Below are 19122 nucleotides of genomic sequence, written 5' to 3'. Positions count from 1 at the left end.
GTGATCTTCACCGGATTCACGCGGGGAGGCCGTACCCGTTTCGACGGGTACGGCCTCTTTCGTGGGCGTCCCGGCGAGGACGCCCAACTGGTGAGCGGGAACGAGAAGATGGCACGATTGCGGGCAGAGTTCGGACGGCTGCCGCATCGGTGCCGGAGCAGGTAACGGGGAGGATTCACGTGGGCGAGCATTTCAACGTGGACACGGGTGAGTTGGGGCATTTCACCCGGACGTTGGACGGCGCCAGAAACGCACTGGACGAAGTGCGCAAATCAATGGCGGACGCGACGCCCGAGGGCATCGGGACCAAAGAACTGGACGACGCCTGCAACGAATTCCAGGACCACTGGAAGTACGGCTCCGAGCAGATCGCCGAGCAGGCGAAGAAACTCGCGGAGACCGTGAAGCAGAGCAAGGAAAACTACGAAGAGGTCGAGCGGGCACTCGAAGAGGGCTTTCGCAAGGCCGCGGCGGACGGGGGCGGAAAATGACGGCCAATCCATATCCCCACCTGGGATTCAATCCGGCGCCGGGCAACACCGGTACGGTCACCGCGCTGTCGTCCAAGCTCACGAAGTCCGCGGAGGTCATCTCCGAGGCCCACAGGATGATCGAGAAGCTGCGGGCCGGGACGTCCTGGGAAGGCGACGCGGCAGTCGCGTTCCGCGAGGAGCTCGACGGCGTACTGCCGACCAACCTCAAGAACGCCCACGCCTCCATCACCAAGGCCGCGACCGCGCTCACCCAGTGGCAGACGGCGCTCGACGGCTACCAGGACCGCGCCAGGACGCTGAACGGCGAGGCGGAGCGCGCCAAGGGAAACATCTCGACCGCGGAGGGCAACGAGAAGACGGCCTCCGCGAACCCCGATCTCAAACTCGCGGGCAAGCAGGTCACCGGCGAGGCGGAGCTGCGGGACGCCCAGGCCCGCCTGGACAAGGCCACCGACGAACTCAACAAGGCGCGCAACGCGGTCACCAGCGCCAGGAACGCGTACACCGCCGTCGTCAACCGCGCCCGCGAGCTGGAGGAGGAGCACTCCACCGACGCCCGCGGCAAGGCGCGCACCATCCGCGACGCCACGGACAAGCTGGCTCCCGAGGAGCCGAACTGGTTCGAGAAGGCCATGGACTGGGTCGGCGAGAACCTCACCGACATCCTCGGCGCGATCGCGGCGATCGCGGGCCTGGCCGCCCTCTTCTTCGCCGTGCCGGTCGGCCCCATCCTGCTCCTGGTCGCGGCGGCGGCGAGCGCGGCCACACTCATCAGCCGGCTGTCGGACCCCAAGGTGAGAGCCTCCCTCAAGGACGGCTTCACCAAGGGCGAGTTCGACGCCGACTTCTGGAGCAACGCGGTCGGCGTGGTCGGCGACACCCTCGGCATGGTCCCGGGCATCGGCGCCGTGGCCCGCGGTATCAACGGCACCGCGCGCGCGGCCAGCGCGAGCGCGGAGGCGCTCACCCTGGGCCAGAAGCTCGCCAGCACGGGCAGCAACACCTGGGTGGCCGCCCAGCGGATCGCCGCCGCGGACAACCCGCTCACCACCTGGCTGGTAAAGGGCGCGGCCAACCCGGCCACCGCCGCGAAGGTCGTCGACATCTCGGTCGCCGGAGCGGGCGCGGTCACCGGCGTGTACGGCGTGGCGAAGAACGCCTGGGACGACATCCAGAACCCCGTGGCGGAGGGGATCGGCACCGGTATGGACGGCGCCCGCGCGGGCTCGTTCGACGGGGCCGCCCACGGCGCCACCGCCCTCAAGACCCTGAAGGTGCTGTTCAGCTGATGAGTGAAGCAGTGGCCGGAACACAGACCGGGGCGCAGGCGGGGGCGCAGGCCGGAGAAGAGGCCGAATTCTCGTACGCCATCGAGGAGTCCGCGATGCGGCGCGACTGCGACCTGTGGTTCGCCGTCCCCGCGGGGTTCGTGGAGATCCCGATCGGCGACCTCTTCGCCGAGGCGGGTACGCCGGAGGGCACCCGGCTCGTCGAGGCCGTCAACGCCCTCCTCGAACTCGTACCGGAGGACCAACGCGCCGACTTCCTCGACAAGCTGGCCGAGGCGCGCGGGCTCGCCGGGGTCATGCTGAAGGAAGGCGTGGTGCACGTCTCCATCGGCGCGCACGAGGCGGACGACGGCTCCATGCTGGAGTCCGTCCTCACCCTGACCCGTACGGAGATCCCCTTCAGCCCGCCGAAGCTGGCCGCGGTCCGCGCGGCCACGCAGCGGCAGAACGCGGTGCCGCTGGCGGTGGTCGACCTGCCGTGCGGGCCGGGCGCGTTCACCGAGACGATCGTCGAGGTCCCGGATGGGGTGGACAACCGCCGGGAGGCCCCGGCCGGGGTGGACAACGGCCGGTCCTCGGTCTACGAGGTGACGGCCTACCTCCCGTTCCCGGACGGTCGCGCACTGGCCGTCCTCACCCTCACGACGACCGCGGTGGGGGCCCGGGAGCACTACCGGGACATCCACCGCGGGATCGCCGAAATGGTGAGCTTCGAGAATCCGCTGCCCGAGGATGTCAAGGAGCAGATCCCCGAGTCCGCGGTCGCGGCCTCTGTCCGTGCCGTATTTGGTTGATCAGTCTGGAAGTGAACTCGTCGTGGACCCAACCCCGTTCAAGACAGCCTATGAAGATCCGGCGACCCGCAGGGCCTTCCGGCGCACAGTGATGTTCCGGACCGGCGTCGCCCTCCTCTCCCTGGTGCTGCACGTCATCTGGCTGTACGCCAACGTGGTATTCCTGACACCAGTATGGCTCTGGATCACGTTCCCCCTGTGGCTGGTCATTCTCTACGTGTCGATGGCCGCGGTCGGCAGGTTGCTGACCGTCAAGGGGCTGCGCCCGGTTCTGAAGGTGTATCCGTGGCAGCGCCTGGAAAACGCGGTCGCCATCGCGAAGAACGGAACCGTCCGAATCAGCGTGCCCAATCCCGATCAGCCGGAGAAGCAGGTCTCACTGAAGGAAGGCAACTGGCTCGGCAGCGGATACACGTACTGGGTTCGTGCCGCGAAGGCGGATGCCGTTGGTGAGATCTGGTTCGCCGGTGACCCTCGATTCGTCGGTGTCGCCGCGGTGCCTGGCCCCGGACGGCTCATCGTCGTGTCGCAACCGGAAGCGTTCAACGGCCGGACGTCCGCACGGAAGCGCGGGGTCAGCCCCGAGGCGCGGGAGCGTGCGCGGGCGGCGGGGGCCCGCGTCGGCTGACGGGACCGGTGATCGGTGGGGCCGGCTGCCGTCGAAGACTCGGTTGTTTGGTGACTCGGTTATCGGTGACTCAGTTGTCGTCGAACAGCCGGCGCAGTTGAGGAGAGAGTTCGGGGAGCGCCGCGCCTGTTGGTTGCGCGGCGCTCAACTCGTTCACGTACGCCCGTGCTTCGGCCTCCAGCGCGCGCTTGCGGCGTCCCTCCCGGTACCCGGTGATCCAGACGGCGGCGGCGAGCGGTGCGAACAGCAGCGCCGCGTAGGCCTCGGGCTGGTCGCGCACGGCGGCGAGCGTCACGCCCACGCCCGCGGCGATGACGCACAGCCACCCGACCTCGTCATGCCATCCGCCACGGTCGGCGACGCGCTCGTACTCGGCCACGCCGGCCGGTTTCGCGGGCGGGGGTGGCACGGCAGCGTGTGACGACTGGCCGGCGTGCTGCGGCTGGTCGGCGGCTTGCGACGGCTGGTCGGCGCGTGGCAGCTGGTCGGCGGCTTGCGGCGGCTGGTCGGCGTCCGCCGAGTCCGCCGCCCCGAGGGGCGGTGCGTACGGCGGCAGTGGCGCCGCCTCTACTCCCCCGCCGCCGCGGCCCGTCAGCCAGTCCGGGACATGGGTGACGGCCACTCCGTGCGCCCGGGCCGCGGCGAGGACGTGGCGGTACCCCTCCAAGTGAGGATGGCGCAGCCTCCGCTTGCCCTGCCGGTAGACGAGGGCGAAGGCCAGGACCGACACGGCCAGCAACGAGGCCGGGAGCGCCATCGCCTCAGCCATCCGCTCCGGCCTGCTCAGGGCCGTCCACAGCAGCCAGGCCAGCCCGACCGTCCCGGCGATCGAGACGAGTCGGATCGGCGCGCCCTGGGTCGTACGGCGGTACGCGGCCCGGTGCTCGTCCAGCATGCGGCGTACTGCGTGGTCGTCGAAGTAGTCCATGCGGTATGTGCTGTTGAGGCCGCCGACCGCGTCGGCGAGACCGGGAGCCGAGGACAGCGTGCGGCCGCTCACCGGCAGCGGGGCGGCCGGACCGTCGGAGGGAAGCGTCGTCATGGCGGAATCCCATCAAGGATTCGGAGGGATGCGAGTCAGCCCGGGAGATCCGGGGTGGCGGATCGGCTCCGCAGGTCCGGGGTGGCAAGTCAGCCCCCGGAGGTCCGGGGTGGCGGATCGGCCCCCAGAGGTCCGGAGGCTGGTCGGCCCTGGAGATCCGGAGGGTAGGTGGGTTGGTCAGCTCGGGGAGCGGAGCGGGGAGGGGGAGCCCGGGCGACGGGAGCCGGCGGGCAGCCCGGGCAGAGGGGAGAGCGGGGGTCAGCCCGAGCGGCGGGAGCGGGGGTCAGCCGAAGACCGAGTCGCCGGTGCCCCGCACCGTACGCGTACAGGGCGCGGTGACCTCGACGACGAGCCGGCGCTGGCCGGGTATCAGCGCCGCGCTGACACGGGGGCCGGAGCCTCCGTCCGCCGCCAGTGCCACGCTCCGGCCCTCGGTCTCGGCGAGCTTGAACCAGCCTCCGGCCTGGAGTTGGCCGTCCAGTCGACCGAGCGCGGCTGCCAGCACCTCGTCTTCGACCTCCTCCACCTGCCACTGGTGGCGCACCGCGCAGGCCGAACGCAGGCCCTTGGACCAGCAGTCGGGGCAGGTGACGGCGGACACCTGGTTGCCCTGGTCCATCCGGCCGCGGACGGCGAGGCTGTCCAGGACGCGGCTGGAGCAGGCGTAGAGCTCCTGGACGACGGCCGGGTCGGGGGCTACATCGGGTATGGAGGGGGCTTGGGAGAGAACAGTGGCCATCTCGACCTCCTCGTCCGTACCCCAGTCCAGGGTGCGCACGATCTCGGCGAAGATCTCCGAGTAGAAGTCCCAGTCCTCCATGGAGGGGGTGCTGAGTTCGAAGACCAGCAGGTCGGCGTCGTTCGGCAGCGGGACGTACACCTGGATCTGGCCGCGCGGCACTTCTACGGGCTCGCCGGTCGGGGACACCTCGGCGGCGAGCGTGAAGGGGGCGCCGCCGATCCGCACCACGCCCTTGCCACAGGGCAGGTCGCTGACCTGGATGTCGTCGTCGGGGTGGGCGCGTCGGAGGCCCGCGTAGGTTTCAGCCAGCACCTGGTCGGCGGTGATGCCCTGCAGCGGTATCCGGTAGACCGCCACGGTCGCGGTGCTGGGGCGGCCGCCCATGTCCATCGCGCAGAAGCCCGCGTACACCGCGCCCGCGTCCCGCAGTTCACCCACGAGGGTCGCGTAGATGAGGAACATCCGCAGTTGCTCGTCCTCGGTGCCGTGCGCGAGGACTTCCTTCACCACGTCGTAGAGCCGCTCGGCCGCCGCGTCGGCGTCCTCCACGTCCACCGGGATCTCGTGGAAGAAGGGCGGAATGATCCAGCCGACGTGGAGGCGCCGCGTTTCCTGGGCGGCTGCGGCGACGGCGTATTCGGGTGCGGCCGTGGTGGGTTCGGGCGCCGCAGTGGTGGGTTCGCTCATCTCGGTCAGGCCGCCAGGGTCTGGTGGAAGGTGTTGGGCGTGGCCGGGTACGGCATGGTCTGGACGCCCTTCGGGGCGCCGGATCCGCTCTGTGTGCCGGAGCCGCTCTGCGCCCCGGATCCGCTCTGCGCGGCGTCTCCGCCGTCGTTCCCGCCGAACAGCAGGTTGCCCGCGCCGAATCCGGTGGAGAAGCCCTTGACCCCGGTGGTGAGCAACGCCGGGTCCACGGCCTTCCCGAACAGCCCCAGGCCCTTGTTGATCATCTTTGTGCTGAACGGGTTCTTGAGCTGGTTCATCATGGTCTTGCCGCCCTGCGCGAGGCCGGTCGCGAACTTGGCACCCTTGGCACCCGCCTTGATGCCGGACACCAGGCCCTTGGCGGCGCCCAGCCCCGGGATCACGCCGAGCGCGTCGAGGCCGATCTTCCAGATCGGTGTGCCGTTCCCCCGCGCCGCGCCCATCCAGTGGCCCGCCATGGCGGCCCCGGCGAAGGCGACCGAGCCCGCGCCCAGGATCGCGGAGGCCACCTGGCCGCCGATCGGGATGACGTTGACGACGAGGGCTGCGGCCGCGAGCGCGCTGGAGATGGTGGAGAAGAGGTCGGCGTGCTCGACCAGGAAGTCCGTGAAGCCGTCCCAGGCCGCTTTCAGGCCGTCGGTGAAGCTCTCCCACATGCCGATGTCCGGTGGCCGGTTCTCGGCGGCCTTGCGGATGGCGTCCTCGGCCTCCCCCGCCCGGTCCTGCCACTCCTGCTGGAGCTTCTCGGCCCGATCGATGATCTCCTGAAGGGACGCGACGGCGGCGTTCGCCGCGTTCTGGGCGGCCTCGGACTCGTCCCCCAGCTGCTTGGCCTCGGCCTCGGTGAGCTCGCGGCCGCGGGCGGCCTGGATCCTGCCGTTGACCCGCTCGATATCGGAGTTGCGCTGGTCGAGCTTGTGGCGCGCCTCCACGGCGTCGGCCTCCAGCCCCTTGGCCTGCGACTGCATGCCCTGGAGTCTGGTCTGCCAGGCCTTGAGCGCCTGCGAGCAGGCTGTCATGGACTCATGACCCTGCTTCAGGTACTTGGGCAGCTCGCCGAGCTTGTCCTTGAACTTCTGGGCGGCCTCGCCCTCCCAGACGCCATCCGTCTTGCCGACGCTCGTCAACAGCTCGTGCAACTCGTCGAGTTCGTCGCCGACCGTCTTCACGTCGTACGCGAGTGACTCGACCGTGTGCAAGTCGCCCTTGGCGGGGTTGAACCCCAGCCCCGGCCAGTTGGAATCGCCCATGTTCTCTCCCCGTTATCCGCCGTCCGTTATGCGCCGTCTTCGGCCGTGGTGCGGCGTGTTGAGCCGTTTGTGCGCGGCGTGTTGAGCCGTTGTGACGAGTGGTTGCCCAGGAACCAGGGTGGACTGCGCGTCCGCGGAGGACCACCCCTGTGGATAACTCCCGGAGAGCCTCCGGTGAGCCGCTGGAAAGCCACCGGGAAACCCTGGGAGAGGTCCAGGAGAGCTCCGGAAAAGCCCCGGGACGCGGCTGCTAACCCGTGAAGCCCTTCCTCGTCTCTTCCTCATTCGACTCGTACGACTCGAGCGTCTTCTTGAGCCCTTCGTGGATCTTCTCGGACGCATCGGCGATGCGCTTGATGCCGTCGCCCCAGTCATCCTGGAAGTCGTCGCAGGCGTTGTCGAGCCCGTCGGTGCCCAGGCCCGTGGGCCCGACCTTCTGCAACTTCTCGCAGGCACCGCGCATGCGGTCGTCCGCCTGGTCCAGCTTGTTCAGCAGAACCTTCATGCGATCGACATCGATCTTGATGTCCGACATCCCCGTCGCCTCCCCGTCAGCGTGATCGAGCCGCCGCCGCTCAGGCTATCGAAGCGACGGCGGCCGATCCACAGAGGGCTTGCGGGAAACGGGAGTTGGAGCTCACAGCTACGAGCGCAGGGACCGTCAGCGGTCCCACGCGTGAAGCACGGCCAGCGCGTAGGCCAGGCGATGGTCCACTTGCGGGGAACCGATCCGGTAGACGCAGTTGCCCTCGTGCTCGATGACCGTCCCCGACCCGGCTCCGCGCCACAGCGTGCGGGACGGGCTGCCGAGGTCCCAACTCGTGTCCTCCTTCTCCCCGATGAGGAGGTGGAGCAGGGCGTACGCGGTCATGATCAGCCAGAGGAGGGCATAGAACGGCACGAAGACGACAATCCCGAGCCAGGCGTACCAGGTCCCTACCTTCCCGCCCAATGATTCACCGCTGGAGGCGAGTTGGACGGTCCAGCGCACGCGCCGCGGCCATGGCAGTACCGCTCCCCCACGCCGGGCGATCCGCCCGAGCGCGGCGCCATCGCCTCCGTACACCTCATACTCGCCTTCACCCGCGGGCTGCACAGTGCAGAGCGGCGACCCGTCGTACACGCTGTTCACCGCAAAGGCGGGCCGCGCCTTCTTCCCCTGCCGCGGGGCCCCTTGAGCGACCTGCACCCGCGCGACGGCGCCCTTCAAGTCGCCTGTCCCCGCGGGCCGCACGACCGCTGCGGGCTCCCCACCCTGCAGCCGGTCGTACGTACGGAGCTTCCGCTCCGCCACCTCGAAGTGGGAGGGAAGAACGGCGTGCGCGGACGGGGCCTGCACGGGTGGCGCGTGCTGCTGGCCATGCGGAGCCGATTCCTGACCGTTGTAGTTCATAACCACCCAAACTGCCGACTCGAACGACACATGCCCCAACAGGTTCTCAGACAAGACCGGGGCTGGGCTGTAGTGGCCTCACATCAACTGCAGTTGGCGCGCAGATTCACCGGTGCCCTCGGGGTTTGGATATTCCACTGCGGAGAGCCAAGCCGGTCAGGTGCGCCCGATCTCTCCACAACCGAGGCAGGCTGCCCTCAAACGAATACGAGCCCGGTAGCCCCGTCAAGGGCACCGGGCTCGCTGTCAGCCAGCACCTACTGCTGAGGCGGCCACTGGCCGGACGTGTGGGTGGGCTGGTGGTACGGGTTCTGCTGGGGCGGGAAGGGCTGCTGGCCGTGCTGCGAGTAACCCGCCGATCCGGAAGGACCGTCCGAATCACCGCTGTTGCCCTTCTTGCGCCTGGAGAGCTTGACGATCAGCAGCACGAGCAGACCAATGGCAACCAGGCCCACCACGCCGATAACCAACCAGATGATCAGAGCCTTTCGGTCAGCCTGCTCCTGCTCGGCATCGCTCATGCCGAGCGAAGGTTCATCAACGGATGGCTTCCCATCGAGAGACTCAGGAATCTTGAGTGGACCGTACTTCGAGCCGACGGGGATGTCCTTGGTCAACGCAGCCAAGGGTTGGATGCTGCCATAGCCGTATCGTTCGTCCGGCAGGGAAACCCCTCTGGCGACATCGGGTAGGGCAGCTGTCTTGACGAGGCGGTTAGCGATCTGACCTGCCGTCAAGTCCGTGAATTTCGACCGGAGGAGAGCTGCAGCTGCCGCCACGTAGGCAGAAGAGTCTGAATTACCCGAGCCAGCACGATACGTGTTGCCAACCCCAGCTGCGGAAAAGATGTGAGTGCCGGGAGCAGTCAAGGACACGTAGGGCGCTGAGATGGAATTTTCCCAGATAGTTCCATCGTTCTTCACGGCACCTACGCCAAGTGCCCCCGGCGCAGCCGCTGGGTAACATTTTGTGTCTTCATCCTGATTACCCGCACTGGCAACAACCAGAGCATCACGCTTCAATGCATAGGCTACGGCATCGGATACCTTGGCCTGCTCAAAGGGGCTGCTGGATTCGAAGCACTGTGAGACATTGATTACCGATGCACCGTTATCGGCCGCGTACCGAATCACAGTGCCAAGCTGGCCCGCTTCTGAGTCAAAGTCACGGATTGGAAGAATTTTCGCCGCAGGCGCTAGGCCCTTCACACCATCATCGGTCCCGTGGCCGTGGGCAGCGATAAGTGCAGCCATTGCTGTGCCGTGGTTATCACCCGGCGCGGGAGTGGGACTGCCGCCGTCCACAAAATCCTTACCTTCCAGGACATTTCCTTGAAGGTCGATGTGGTTCGCATTTACTCCGTCATCGATGACAGCAACGGTGACACCGCTTCCCTGCGAGACCTTCCACGAGGCTTCTGCCTTGAGCGCCTGGAGTGCCCATTGCTTGTCTCTGACCTCATCCGCTGCAGCGAGCGGTGCAGAAGCAACCAGCAATGCACCTGCCAGCACGCCGAGACCTGCAGTGCGCAATGTCCGGGAGAAGCCCATCCGTTGTGTCCTCTCTCGGGTGTGGGCGAGACCATCCCCGCCCACACCCTCTTACCAACTGCGACAGCAAACCAAGCAGCTTACTCGATGACTCGAGGCGCCACGTTACGCTGCGGGGTCCAGGTTTCCTCGTCTTCGATGAGGTAGTCGGGGCGCTCGCCTTCGCGGGATTCTTCCTCGTTGGGACGGCCGTTGCGGGCGCCGGGGACACCTGCGACACCACCCTTACGAGAGGCTGCACCCGATCCGGCTGCTGCACCCCGGCTGCGGTGCAGACCCGAGCCGCCAGCAGTTCCCTTGGCTGCGCCAGCCGCTGCCCTGGCCGCGCCTCCGACCACGCCGCCACGCTGCCGCGCCATGCCACCGGAGCGTGCTCCTGCGGCGCCGCCCTTGGCTGCGCCCGCTGCGCCACCCATGCCGCCCGCTCCGGGGCGTCCTGCGACACCGGAACGGCCTGTTGTGGCACCGCCCTTGACCGTCCCACCGGTGCTGACAGGGCCCGCACCGCTGGCCGGTCCGCCGCCAACGGGTGTTCCGCCGCCTGGAGCGGTGCTCGGTGCACCGGGAGTTGGTCCGCCACCGACGGTGCTGGTGATGCCGTCGATGGCCGTGCCCACCTGAGGCTTCGGGGCGACGGGCTTCTGGGCCCCGCCTGTGATGCCCGAGTCACGGGGCGGGCCCGCAGGCTTCGATGGGCTGATCGAGCCGGTCTGGGGACTACGAACCACCCCTGGGGACACGTTCTTCGGGGTACGAGGCGAAGGTGCCGTCGGCATGACCACAGGTGTGGGTGCTGTGCCTCCGGGCTCCCCCGGATACTCCTCATCGTCTCGTGGATTCGTCTTCCTGTTCCACGACCCCATCGCTTTAGCCTGCGACTGATAAGCCGCGCCAAGCGTCTCCATCTTCGCAGCCATCTCGAGCTGCCTTTCGCGGCCTGCCGAGAGGTCGTCGTGGTTGCGGTCGAGGGCCTCCTGGGCGCCTTTGCCGCCCTTCAAGTCGTTGTTGAGCCCTTCGTCGCTCCGCGTAAAGCCGTCTCCAAGGCTGTTCATCGCGCTGGAGAACCCGCTCGGCTTCTCCATGGCGTCGACTTCGGGCTTGATTCGGCCAAGTACCTCGCCCGCGTTCCGCATCGCGACCGACGTGTACCGGGCATATTCGGAGCAGTCCTGAAGGCTCTTGCTGATCTGCCGTGCATGCTCGGAGAACCTCTCCGCGGACGCCCCCTCCCAGTGCTGCAGGATGTGCGCCACGGCCTTGTCGAAATCCGCCTTTACGCTGCCATCCCCACCAGCGAGCTCATCCCTGAGCCCCATCCAGCCATCGGCGACCTTCTTCACCGCGTCGGGGTTGGCATTGGCGACCATGGCCTTCATCTGGTCCATGTCCCTACCACCGGCGAAGTTCGTCGTGTGCCTCTCGTTGAAGCACATGTTCGCTGCCTGATAGTCGTAGCCGACCTGGTCGATCTTTTCCTCAGCCATGTCTCACTGCCCCTCGTTGGTCCGCACCGCAGCCACTAGCCACGAAATCCCGATTGAGCGTCGTACTCGGAATCCTGGTACGCCCCGTGAACCTTCTTAGTCTTGTCTCCGAAGGAATTCACGACGTCGTTCAGATACGTCACGACGTCTTCGATGTGCGTCTTCATCGTGCTGTGCGCGCTCGCCAGCGAATCCGCCTCGTCGAACCCGGTCCCCAATGCCCCCGCAGGAAGATATGTGTTTGTCTTGGCGTTTGAATCCGCGTTACCGAGACGGCTCAGGACGCCGTTCAGCTTCGTGATCGTGCCTTCGAGTTCGCTCAGTTCGACCTTGTATTGATCAGCCATGTCGTGGCTCCCCGTTATTTTCGAAGTTGTTGCTGACGACTCGGGCGTGGATCACGCGCCTCCGGCGAGAGGGCCCGCTACCGCCCTGCTTGCGGCGCCAGTCGCCCAGGACCACTCCGCCGCCTATCAGGAGGATGACCGCGCTGAGGCCGCCCGCCAAGGCGTAGAGGGCGAAGCGTTCGGTACGTTGCTGGGGGGATTCGCCCAGGATGATGGTGGCGGCCTCGACGTCGGCGCGGTCGCCGCCCCCGCCGACCGGGTCGGCGGTGGGGCCGGACTCCGGTGGCGCGGCCGTGTCGTCGGTGAGTGCGGCGACGGGGTCCACCACGCCCCAGCCGACGAAGTTGTCGCGGCCGGGTTTCGTGCGGTCCGCCGTCTGCTCGATCTGGGTGATGACCTGCTCGTGGCTCCAGTCGGGGTGCTTGGCGCGGATCAGGGCCGCGACGCCCGAGACGTAGGGGGCGGAGAAGCTCGTGCCCTGGTCCACGCAGTGGCCGCCGGCGGGGACGGTCGAGACCATGTCGATGCCGGGGGCCGCGATGCCCACGAACTCGCCCGACTGGGAGAAGGGGGCGCGCGCGTTGTTGCGGTCGGAGGCCGCGACGGCGAGCACGCCCTCGTACGCCGCCGGGTACGTCTCCTTGATCTTGCCGTCCGCGCCGTTGTTGCCCGCGGACGCAACGATCAGGGCGTCCTTCTCCTGGGCGTACTTGACGGTGGCCCGGAAGGCCGCGTCCACTCTCGGGTCCATCTTCGAGGCGGTGTCCTGGGAGATGTTGATGACCTTCGCGCCCGCGTCCGCCGCGTACTTGATGGCCTGCATCATCGTGGCGACGTTGCCCTTGCCCTGGTCGTCGTTCTGGCGGACCGGGATGATCGTCGCCTTCGGTGCCAGGCCGATGAAGCCGCTCGCGGAGGACTCGCGGGCCGCGATGATGCCCGCGACCTTCGTGCCGTGGCCGACCTTGTCGAGGCGGCCGTCGCCGCCCTTGTCCAGGAAGTCGCTGCCCTTCGAAACCGCGCTCCGCAGCTGGGGGTTGCGCGGGTCGACACCCGTGTCGATGACGGCGACCTTGACGCCCTCACCGCGGGTGTCCTTCCAGAGCTGGTCGAGCACGAGCCGCTGCAGGGACCACGGCGTGCCCTTGATCGGGTCGGACGGGAACGAGCAGTTGGTGTCGTCGACCTGGAAGCGCACGCCGTCCTCACCGCCGTCCGCGAGGGAAGTACCCACTCCTGAGGCCGCTCCCAGACCCACCCCCGAGGCCGCTCCCGAACCCGTGCCCGAGCCCACACCCGAACCCGCTGCCGAGCCGCCGCCCCCGCCGGACACCCGCGCGTCGGCCGCGGCCGGTGCCGCTCCCGCGAAGGGCACCCCGCTCACGACGGCCGCCAGCATGGCAGCTGCCGCGGCAGCCCTCCGCGATGCCCCAGAACCCACTGTCCTACGTCCTCCCGTTGCCTGCCGTCCCACGAGGCCGAGGCCTCCGTACGGCGTCAAAGCCCAAACGCGGCGTCAAAGCCGAACACAACCAACCAAGCCAGCCCCAGGCCCCCGACAAGACCCGAGACCGGGCGAGAAATCGAGCCGGCCGAAGCCGGACCGAAATCGAGCCGACCGGCCTCGCAGCGAGGCCGGCCCACAGGCCAATCGCCAATGGGGACAGGCACGCCGCACGCGCACCCGTCCCCATCAAGCGCCGGCGTCAGCCCCAGATCTTGGCGTTCGCCGACTCGGTGCTCTGGTAGTTCTGCGCGGCGCTGTCGAGGGCCTTGGCGATGGCCTCGAGCGTCTGCTGCATCGAGGCGGCGCGCTGGTCCCACTCCGCCTGCTTGGCGCGGTAAGCCTCCTGTGCGGAGCCCTCCCACGAGGTGGCGATCTTCTTGACGCCGGCCTCGAGGTCGTCGAGCTGGCGGCGGATGTTGTTGGCCGTCGAACGCACGTCCTGTGCGGCCTGGGAGATCGTCTGGAAATTGACGAGGATCTGCCCGGACATTGGTTGTCTCCTCAGATGTCGTGGAAGCTTCGGTCACGCCGTGCGCGCGAGCGCACGGGCTCGATCATCCGAAGGGGGACTGGGCGGCGATGTTCTGGATCGAGGAGCGCTGCTCCTCTTCCGAGGCGGAGTACGCCTTGGTGCTCTGGTCGATCGCTTCCTTGATGTCCATCAGGATCTGGTTGATCTTGTTGGCATCCTGATTGACCTGGCTCTGAAGGTTGTTGTACGCGGTGGCCGCGCCGCCCTTCCAGCCGCTCGTGACGTTGTCGACCGTCGTCTGCAGACGACGGATCTCGCCCTGGATCGAGGAGTTGACCGAGGAGATGCGACCGCTGAAAGCGACCATCTCCTCCTCGGTCATGGTGAACTGCTGTCCAGCCATGCTCGTGTCCCCCATGAGACGTAGGAGTTCGGGTAGATCCACCGGCCGGAATCCGGCTCCCGAAGGAGTCACATCCGGTCGATGTCATGCTCAACTCTAGTCGTATCTGCCGACAGAGCGAACAGATACCCGGCCCTGTGGTGGGACAGCGCCGCCCCAACCCACTTCAGAACCAGGTGAGTTGATGCGCGAGGGGGTCGAGTGCGCCCCTCCGTGCGCTGGAGAGCCCCCCCCGGCGCTTCGGGCTCCCCGGCGTCGCGCCGGTGCCCCTAAGAGCCCTGCGCCTGCTCCGCGTTGCCGCTGCTGAGCTCGGGCCCGGCAGCCAGCAGATCGGCCCACGCCGCCGGCACGGACGCGGGCAGGACCTTGTCGTAGCCGAGCCTCATCTGTGCCGTGTTGGTCTGCTCCTGGTCGCCCTTGGCGGCGCCGGTCACCGAGCTGTCGTTGGTGGCCGGAACCGAGTAGCGCAGGCCGGTGTCGGTCACCAGGTAGACGTTGCCGCCGCCACCCGCGGTGCCGGTGACGCGCTTGAAGAGCAGGCCGCTGCCGGGCGAGACGTACGAGCTGGAGCCGCTCTGGGAGACGTCCTTCGGGTAGTCCCGGCCGACCCACATCGTCATCTTGCGCAGGCCGGTGATGTCGTCCCGCTTGCCGTGGTAGACGCTGCAGGAGACGCTGTTGCCGCCCTCGCTCTGGGTGTTGGACTGCTCGACCGTGGACGCGGGCCACTTCATCTCGGACATCCACTCGCCGTCGACGGGGATGATGTCGTTGATGCTGACCTTCACCGGCTCGGGGACCTCGCCCTCGTAGAGGTCCTCGAGGTAGGGGTTGCGCAGCAGCAGCTGGGCGGTGAACGGGGAGACCCGCTGCACCCCCTTCTTGAGGACCACGTACTGCTGCTCCTTGCCCGAGGCCGTCGCGATGCTGAGGACGAGTCCGACCTTGGTGTACTTGGGGTCGACTCCGGGGAGGTCGGCGTTCGTCCCGGCGCCCTCGGGCTTGGGGAACTCCACGACGCCGCCCGGGAGGAGCGTGCCGAGGAACTCCTTGCTGACTTCCTGCGGCTGGGCCTCGTCGCCCAGCATGGCGCGCTTGAGCTGGAGCCTCAGGACCTTGTGCAGGTTCGACTCGTCATCCGAGACCTCGCCACCGATCAGGTAGGCACGGCCGTCCGAGGTGACCATGTACTCGTTGCCGCGGCCGTCGCCGGTGACCGGCGGCCCCTCCACATAGAGGGCCCCGCTCCTGCCCAGCTCCCCCTTCCCCCGGTGCAGCAACTTCTCGTAGTCCGCGTTGTCCAGAACGTACGTCGCCTTGCGCGACTTCTTGTCCTCGCCGCCGCCGGGGGCCTCGCACAGGGACCAGACCTTGGCGGACTCGGCGTCCTTCTTGGAGGGAAGCCGGTCCGGCGCGAAGGGGATCCCGATCGTGGCCCCCATCGAGTACTTGCTCTCGTCGAGCACCGACTCCTTGACCTTGACGACCTCGAACTTGTCCGGCTTCAGCAAGAGCCGGGCCGAGGCCAGGTTGAGGACGGGGTGCAGGCTCGCCTTCTGCTCGCCCTTGGTCTTCACCAGGACGTAACGGGTGGTCGACTCGCTGCCGACGAGCACCTTCTCGCCCACGTTGTCCCAGCCCTTGGGCGCCGTCGGACTGAGCATTCCCCAGGCGCCGAAGCCGACGAGCACCAGCACCCCCACGCCGAGGCTCGGCAGAACGGTCTTCAGCGGGCGCGGGGCACCCTCTTCCGATCCGTGCGGGGACGGCTGCAGGAACGCGGCCACCGTTCGCCTGCGCGCGAACGAGTAGGCGTTCAGCTCATCCCTACGTGTCGCCATCGATGGGTCAACTCCCCGTTTGTCGCTTTGCTGCTGAGGCGCGAAACCCCCCAGTCCGTCCGGTACTCCGTGACGGCTCTGTCAGAGGGGACCTCTACTATGCCGTGTGACGATCGCACCGTACGGTACGGGGTAGCGTGATGCGCCGCCAGTTCACACCAAGCGGCCGAATAACAAAGGGAGTTGTACCGGGGGATGAGCACAGCGACCAGGTCCCGGCGCCGTAACGACAGCCGTCGTTCGGACAGTCGCCGGACGGAGCGAGACCACGACGCCCAGCGGGGAGAGCGGTCAGCCGCTCCGGCCCGCCTCGGCCCGGCCGCGCCCTCGCTCTCCAGGCGCGCCGGCAGCGGCGCCTCGGTACGGGTGCAGCAACTCGTGGTCATCGAGCTGGCCGCCGCGCTGTTCGTGGCCGGATGGCTCCTCCGGCCCATCGGTCTCGCCGTCGCCACCGTGCTCGCCGTGCCGCTCGTCCTGTTCGGCCTGCTGCGCCGCCACGGCCGCCCGCTCCAGGAGTGGTTCGCCACCACCCGCGCCTTGAAGGACCGCAGGAAGCGCAACGGCGCCCCGCTCCCAGCCGGTACGGACCCGGGCTTCGCGCCCGCGGTCGAGTGCGACCCGGCGCTGCGCACGTACTCCTTCCAGGACCGCAGCCAGCGTGAGATCGGCATGGTCGGCGACGGCACGTTCCTGACCGCCCTGGTCCAGGTGCAGGCCATGGACACCCCGCTGCGCCCGGCCCCCGGCGCGCGCGAAGTGCCGCTCGACCTGCTCCAGGCCCTGCTCGAGGTGGACGACATCAAGCTGGCCTCCGTCCAGGTCGTCCAGCACACCCAGCCCGCGCCCGCGCCGCACCTGCCCCAGCAGGCCATGGCCGCGCGCAGCTACGCGCCGCTCCAGGCCCAGAGCATGACCCCGGGTCTGCGGCTCACCTGGGTCGCGCTCAAGCTCGACCCCGAGCTGTGCCCGGAGGCCGTCGAGGCCCGCGGCGGCGGGATGCAGGGCGCCCGGCGGGCGCTGCTGCGCGTGGCCGACCACCTGACCAGCCGCCTGATGGGGGCGGGCCTGAGCGCCAAGGTGCTGAGCGAGTCCGGGATCGTCTCGGCCGTCGCGACCTCCAGCTGCGTCAACCCGGCCGCCACCACCGGCGGTGCGGCGCTGGACGGCAGCCGCGCCAACCGCCGTACGGCGGAGACCAGTCGGGTCTGGCGCTGCGACGACCGCTGGCACACCTCGTACTGGGTCGGCCGCTGGCCGCAGCTCGGCCAGGACGCCGCCCCGCTGCCCGCGCTGGTCGGCCAGCTGACCGCCTCGCCCGCGCTGGCCAGCACGTTCTCGCTGACCCTCAGCAAGGCGAGCGGCAATGCCACGGCGCTGTCCGGATACATACGGCTCACCGGTCGCAGCGAGAACGAACTCACCGCCGCACGCCGCCAGTTGGAGCGCGTCGCCTCGGCCTCCAAGATCGGCCTGGTCCGCCTCGACCGCGAGCAGCTCCCCGGTGTGCTCGCCACCCTGCCTCTGGGAGGAACGCGCTGATGTCCACCCCCCTCGCTCCCGGATTCACCGGCCGTCCCGGCCAGGCCTCCGACCGTGCGGGCTTCCCGGCCCAGCGCCCCGGCCACCTGCCGCGCACCCCGGACCGCGACACCAACCAGCCGCAGCGGCGGCTGCGGGCGGCCTTCGGCCTGCTGGGCCCGCGCCGCAACCCACACGTCCTGGACAGTCGCCGGCTGGCCCAACTGAGCCTGCCCGTGGGCGACGACGGCCTGATCATCGGCGTCGACGCGAGCAACCAGACCGCCGTGCTGGGCCTGTGCCGCCCTACCCGGCTGGACGTGGTGCTGGTCGGCGGTACGTGGATCGCCCAGGTCATCGCCCTGCGCGCGGCCGCGACCGGCGCGCGCGTCGCCGTGGAGACCGCCCGCCCGCAGGCCTGGACGCCAATGGCGCAGGCGGCCGGCGGCGGCCAGCAGTGCGTGACGGTGCATCAGGTGGGCCGGATGGCTCCGCAGGGCCCGTCCGCCGCGAGCCCCGTGCTCATCGTCCGCGACCTGGGCGCCCGCCCACCGCGCAGCCGCATCACGGCCGCGCCCTGGCAGTCCGTCCTGACCCTCGTGCCCTACCTCGGCCCCACCGCGCCCCGGCTGCTCGCCGGCGCCGACGTGGTCGCCGTACAGCGGGTGTCGCCACAGGAGTCGGAGGTGCTCGGCAAGGTGATGGGGCTCGGCGCGCAGGACGTCGCCAGCCTCCCGACCCTGTCGGACAACGTCGCCCTGTGGTGCACGCGCAAGCACCGGCAGTACGTGATGACCCAGGCCACCGAGGCGGAGAACGGGCTCCTCGGCCCGGCCCGCCGGATGGACTGACCGTTCCGGCCCGCCGGGTGGACTGAGCCGCGGGGCCAAGCGGTGGGGCAAGGGAACTTGCCCTGTGTGCGGGGGGAAAGATTAGGCTCTTCTGGTGATGCGGTGGCGCCGCGGACGCAGGGTCGCGTCCGAATCCGCCCGTTTACGACAACTCACCCACACCAGTTGACCAGCCAGGAGGCACAACAGTGAGCAGCGAGCGGGACGACTTCCGTTCGGGTGGCGCCGCCCAGGACGGGGACCCGTCGGACGCGGAGCTCACCGGCGAGTTCCAGATCCTCTACGACGCGCCCTCCTGGTATTCGAGCGAGGGGAGCAGCGGCACACCGGAGACCCCGGCCGCGGCCCCCGAGCCCGTACAGCAGCCCGAGCCCCCGCGCGCGCCCGAGGGCGGTTACGGCTACCCGCAGCAGCCCCAGGCGCCCGAAGGCGGGTACGGATACCCGCAACCTCCTGCGCCGCAGGCCGGCTACGGCCACCCGCGGCCCGGCGACGACCGGAGTGGGTACGGGTATCCCCAGCCCGCCGGCGACCAGGGTGGTTACGGATACCCGCGGCCCGCCGACGGTCAGGGCGGGTACGGATACCCCCAACCCGCCGACGACCAGGGCCATCCCTTGGTGACGCCTCCGCCACCCACCGGTCAGCCGATCGCCGCCGCCCCGCCGGCTCCCGCCGCGGCCGCGCCCGTGCAGGCACCGGCTCCCTGGACCCCGGATCCGGCTCCTCAGGTTCAGGCCCCGGATCCGGCTCCCAAGGCACCGATCGCACCGCCCCCGCCTCCTCGGGCCACGGCAGCCCCGGCCCCCGCT

19 protein-coding genes are annotated in these 19122 nt (G+C 69.0%); 7 read left to right on the top strand and 12 right to left on the bottom strand.

Translation table 11 applies throughout. From position 1 onward, the window contains the following. Positions 1 to 179 precede the first annotated feature (179 nt). Genes AOK16_RS02605 through AOK16_RS02590 form a run of 4 tightly spaced genes read left to right on the top strand, consistent with a single transcriptional unit; the run spans position 180 to position 3205 of the window. Entirely contained in the window at positions 180 to 491 is a 312-nt protein-coding gene (locus tag AOK16_RS02605; protein ID WP_055470570.1) for a type VII secretion target, read from the top strand. Next, positions 488 to 1783, top strand: coding sequence for a hypothetical protein (locus AOK16_RS02600; protein ID WP_055470569.1), 1296 nt, complete (start codon positions 488 to 490; stop codon positions 1781 to 1783). Before AOK16_RS02605 ends, AOK16_RS02600 begins: the two co-directional genes overlap by 4 nt. Beyond that, positions 1783 to 2577, top strand: a complete 795-nt coding sequence (locus AOK16_RS02595; RefSeq protein WP_157859078.1) for a hypothetical protein — start codon at positions 1783 to 1785, stop codon at positions 2575 to 2577. The genes AOK16_RS02600 and AOK16_RS02595 overlap by 1 nt, the downstream gene beginning before the upstream one ends. Before the next feature lie 22 nt (positions 2578 to 2599). Next, on the top strand, positions 2600 to 3205 hold the full coding sequence (locus tag AOK16_RS02590; RefSeq protein ID WP_055470567.1) for a hypothetical protein: 606 nt from the start codon (positions 2600 to 2602) through the stop codon (positions 3203 to 3205). Between the two features lie 70 nt (positions 3206 to 3275). On the opposite strand, the gene AOK16_RS02585 is transcribed toward AOK16_RS02590, so the two are convergent. From AOK16_RS02585 to eccB, 12 genes are all read right to left on the bottom strand, one after another. Continuing rightward, complete coding sequence (locus AOK16_RS02585) at positions 3276 to 4247, bottom strand: hypothetical protein (RefSeq protein ID WP_055470566.1); 972 nt, start codon at positions 4245 to 4247, stop codon at positions 3276 to 3278. A 283-nt stretch (positions 4248 to 4530) separates the two neighbouring features. Continuing rightward, positions 4531 to 5676, bottom strand: a complete 1146-nt coding sequence (locus AOK16_RS02580) for a hypothetical protein (RefSeq protein ID WP_055470565.1) — start codon at positions 5674 to 5676, stop codon at positions 4531 to 4533. Between the two features lie 5 nt (positions 5677 to 5681). After that, positions 5682 to 6944: a putative T7SS-secreted protein gene (locus AOK16_RS02575; protein ID WP_055470564.1), complete on the bottom strand. Its 1263-nt coding sequence runs from the start codon at positions 6942 to 6944 to the stop codon at positions 5682 to 5684. Between the two features lie 250 nt (positions 6945 to 7194). Further along, the gene (locus tag AOK16_RS02570; protein WP_055470563.1) at positions 7195 to 7479 is read right to left on the bottom strand and encodes a WXG100 family type VII secretion target; all 285 of its coding nucleotides are present in this window, start codon (positions 7477 to 7479) and stop codon (positions 7195 to 7197) included. A gap of 126 nt (positions 7480 to 7605) precedes the next feature. Then, positions 7606 to 8391: a hypothetical protein gene (locus AOK16_RS02565; protein WP_157859077.1), complete on the bottom strand. Its 786-nt coding sequence runs from the start codon at positions 8389 to 8391 to the stop codon at positions 7606 to 7608. A gap of 203 nt (positions 8392 to 8594) precedes the next feature. Then, positions 8595 to 9887 (bottom strand): S8 family serine peptidase, encoded by a 1293-nt coding sequence (locus AOK16_RS02560; RefSeq protein WP_240483327.1) that lies wholly within the window; start codon positions 9885 to 9887, stop codon positions 8595 to 8597. A gap of 80 nt (positions 9888 to 9967) precedes the next feature. Then, entirely contained in the window at positions 9968 to 11371 is a 1404-nt protein-coding gene (locus AOK16_RS25065) for a hypothetical protein (protein WP_079100989.1), read from the bottom strand. A gap of 35 nt (positions 11372 to 11406) precedes the next feature. Then, positions 11407 to 11718: a hypothetical protein gene (locus AOK16_RS02550; RefSeq protein ID WP_055470560.1), complete on the bottom strand. Its 312-nt coding sequence runs from the start codon at positions 11716 to 11718 to the stop codon at positions 11407 to 11409. Further along, a complete protein-coding gene (mycP, locus tag AOK16_RS02545; protein WP_240483326.1) occupies positions 11711 to 12952 on the bottom strand; it encodes a type VII secretion-associated serine protease mycosin in 1242 nt (413 codons plus the stop codon). The genes AOK16_RS02550 and mycP overlap by 8 nt, the downstream gene beginning before the upstream one ends. Before the next feature lie 472 nt (positions 12953 to 13424). Further along, positions 13425 to 13715, bottom strand: a complete 291-nt coding sequence (locus tag AOK16_RS02540; RefSeq protein ID WP_055470559.1) for a WXG100 family type VII secretion target — start codon at positions 13713 to 13715, stop codon at positions 13425 to 13427. A gap of 64 nt (positions 13716 to 13779) precedes the next feature. Then, a complete protein-coding gene (locus AOK16_RS02535; RefSeq protein ID WP_055470584.1) occupies positions 13780 to 14100 on the bottom strand; it encodes a WXG100 family type VII secretion target in 321 nt (106 codons plus the stop codon). A 269-nt stretch (positions 14101 to 14369) separates the two neighbouring features. After that, positions 14370 to 15941 (bottom strand): type VII secretion protein EccB, encoded by a 1572-nt coding sequence (eccB, locus tag AOK16_RS02530; protein WP_055470558.1) that lies wholly within the window; start codon positions 15939 to 15941, stop codon positions 14370 to 14372. 195 nt (positions 15942 to 16136) lie between these two features. Between eccB and eccE the strand changes: the two genes are divergently transcribed. The 3 genes from eccE to AOK16_RS28910 all read left to right on the top strand — a co-directional run. Next, complete coding sequence (gene eccE / locus AOK16_RS02525; RefSeq protein ID WP_055470557.1) at positions 16137 to 17480, top strand: type VII secretion protein EccE; 1344 nt, start codon at positions 16137 to 16139, stop codon at positions 17478 to 17480. Beyond that, complete coding sequence (locus AOK16_RS02520) at positions 17480 to 18310, top strand: hypothetical protein (protein WP_055470556.1); 831 nt, start codon at positions 17480 to 17482, stop codon at positions 18308 to 18310. The genes eccE and AOK16_RS02520 overlap by 1 nt, the downstream gene beginning before the upstream one ends. A 188-nt stretch (positions 18311 to 18498) precedes the next feature. After that, a partial coding sequence (locus tag AOK16_RS28910) for an SCO5717 family growth-regulating ATPase (protein ID WP_276202463.1) occupies positions 18499 to 19122 on the top strand: 624 nt, incomplete at its 3' end.

The organism is Streptomyces pathocidini, assembly GCF_001418495.1.
GTDB lineage: Bacteria > Actinomycetota > Actinomycetes > Streptomycetales > Streptomycetaceae > Streptomyces > Streptomyces pathocidini.
Note: the sequence above shows the minus strand (reverse complement) of the source record. Positions and strands in the feature narration are given on the sequence as shown.

Bases quoted from the DNA above. Each gene is read 5' to 3' on its own strand.
- AOK16_RS02600 (WP_055470569.1), top strand. From the start codon at position 488: ATGACGGCCAATCCATATCCCCACCTGGGATTCAATCCGGCGCCGGGC.
- AOK16_RS02595 (WP_157859078.1), top strand. From the start codon at position 1,783: ATGAGTGAAGCAGTGGCCGGAACACAGACCGGGGCGCAGGCGGGGGCG.
- AOK16_RS02585 (WP_055470566.1), bottom strand. From the start codon at position 4,247: ATGACGACGCTTCCCTCCGACGGTCCGGCCGCCCCGCTGCCGGTGAGC.
- AOK16_RS02580 (WP_055470565.1), bottom strand. From the start codon at position 5,676: ATGAGCGAACCCACCACTGCGGCGCCCGAACCCACCACGGCCGCACCC.
- AOK16_RS02575 (WP_055470564.1), bottom strand. From the start codon at position 6,944: ATGGGCGATTCCAACTGGCCGGGGCTGGGGTTCAACCCCGCCAAGGGC.
- AOK16_RS02570 (WP_055470563.1), bottom strand. From the start codon at position 7,479: ATGTCGGACATCAAGATCGATGTCGATCGCATGAAGGTTCTGCTGAAC.
- AOK16_RS02560 (WP_240483327.1), bottom strand. From the start codon at position 9,887: ATGGGCTTCTCCCGGACATTGCGCACTGCAGGTCTCGGCGTGCTGGCA.
- AOK16_RS25065 (WP_079100989.1), bottom strand. From the start codon at position 11,371: ATGGCTGAGGAAAAGATCGACCAGGTCGGCTACGACTATCAGGCAGCG.
- AOK16_RS02550 (WP_055470560.1), bottom strand. From the start codon at position 11,718: ATGGCTGATCAATACAAGGTCGAACTGAGCGAACTCGAAGGCACGATC.
- AOK16_RS02540 (WP_055470559.1), bottom strand. From the start codon at position 13,715: ATGTCCGGGCAGATCCTCGTCAATTTCCAGACGATCTCCCAGGCCGCA.
- AOK16_RS02535 (WP_055470584.1), bottom strand. From the start codon at position 14,100: ATGGCTGGACAGCAGTTCACCATGACCGAGGAGGAGATGGTCGCTTTC.
- eccB (WP_055470558.1), bottom strand. From the start codon at position 15,941: ATGGCGACACGTAGGGATGAGCTGAACGCCTACTCGTTCGCGCGCAGG.
- eccE (WP_055470557.1), top strand. From the start codon at position 16,137: ATGAGCACAGCGACCAGGTCCCGGCGCCGTAACGACAGCCGTCGTTCG.
- AOK16_RS02520 (WP_055470556.1), top strand. From the start codon at position 17,480: ATGTCCACCCCCCTCGCTCCCGGATTCACCGGCCGTCCCGGCCAGGCC.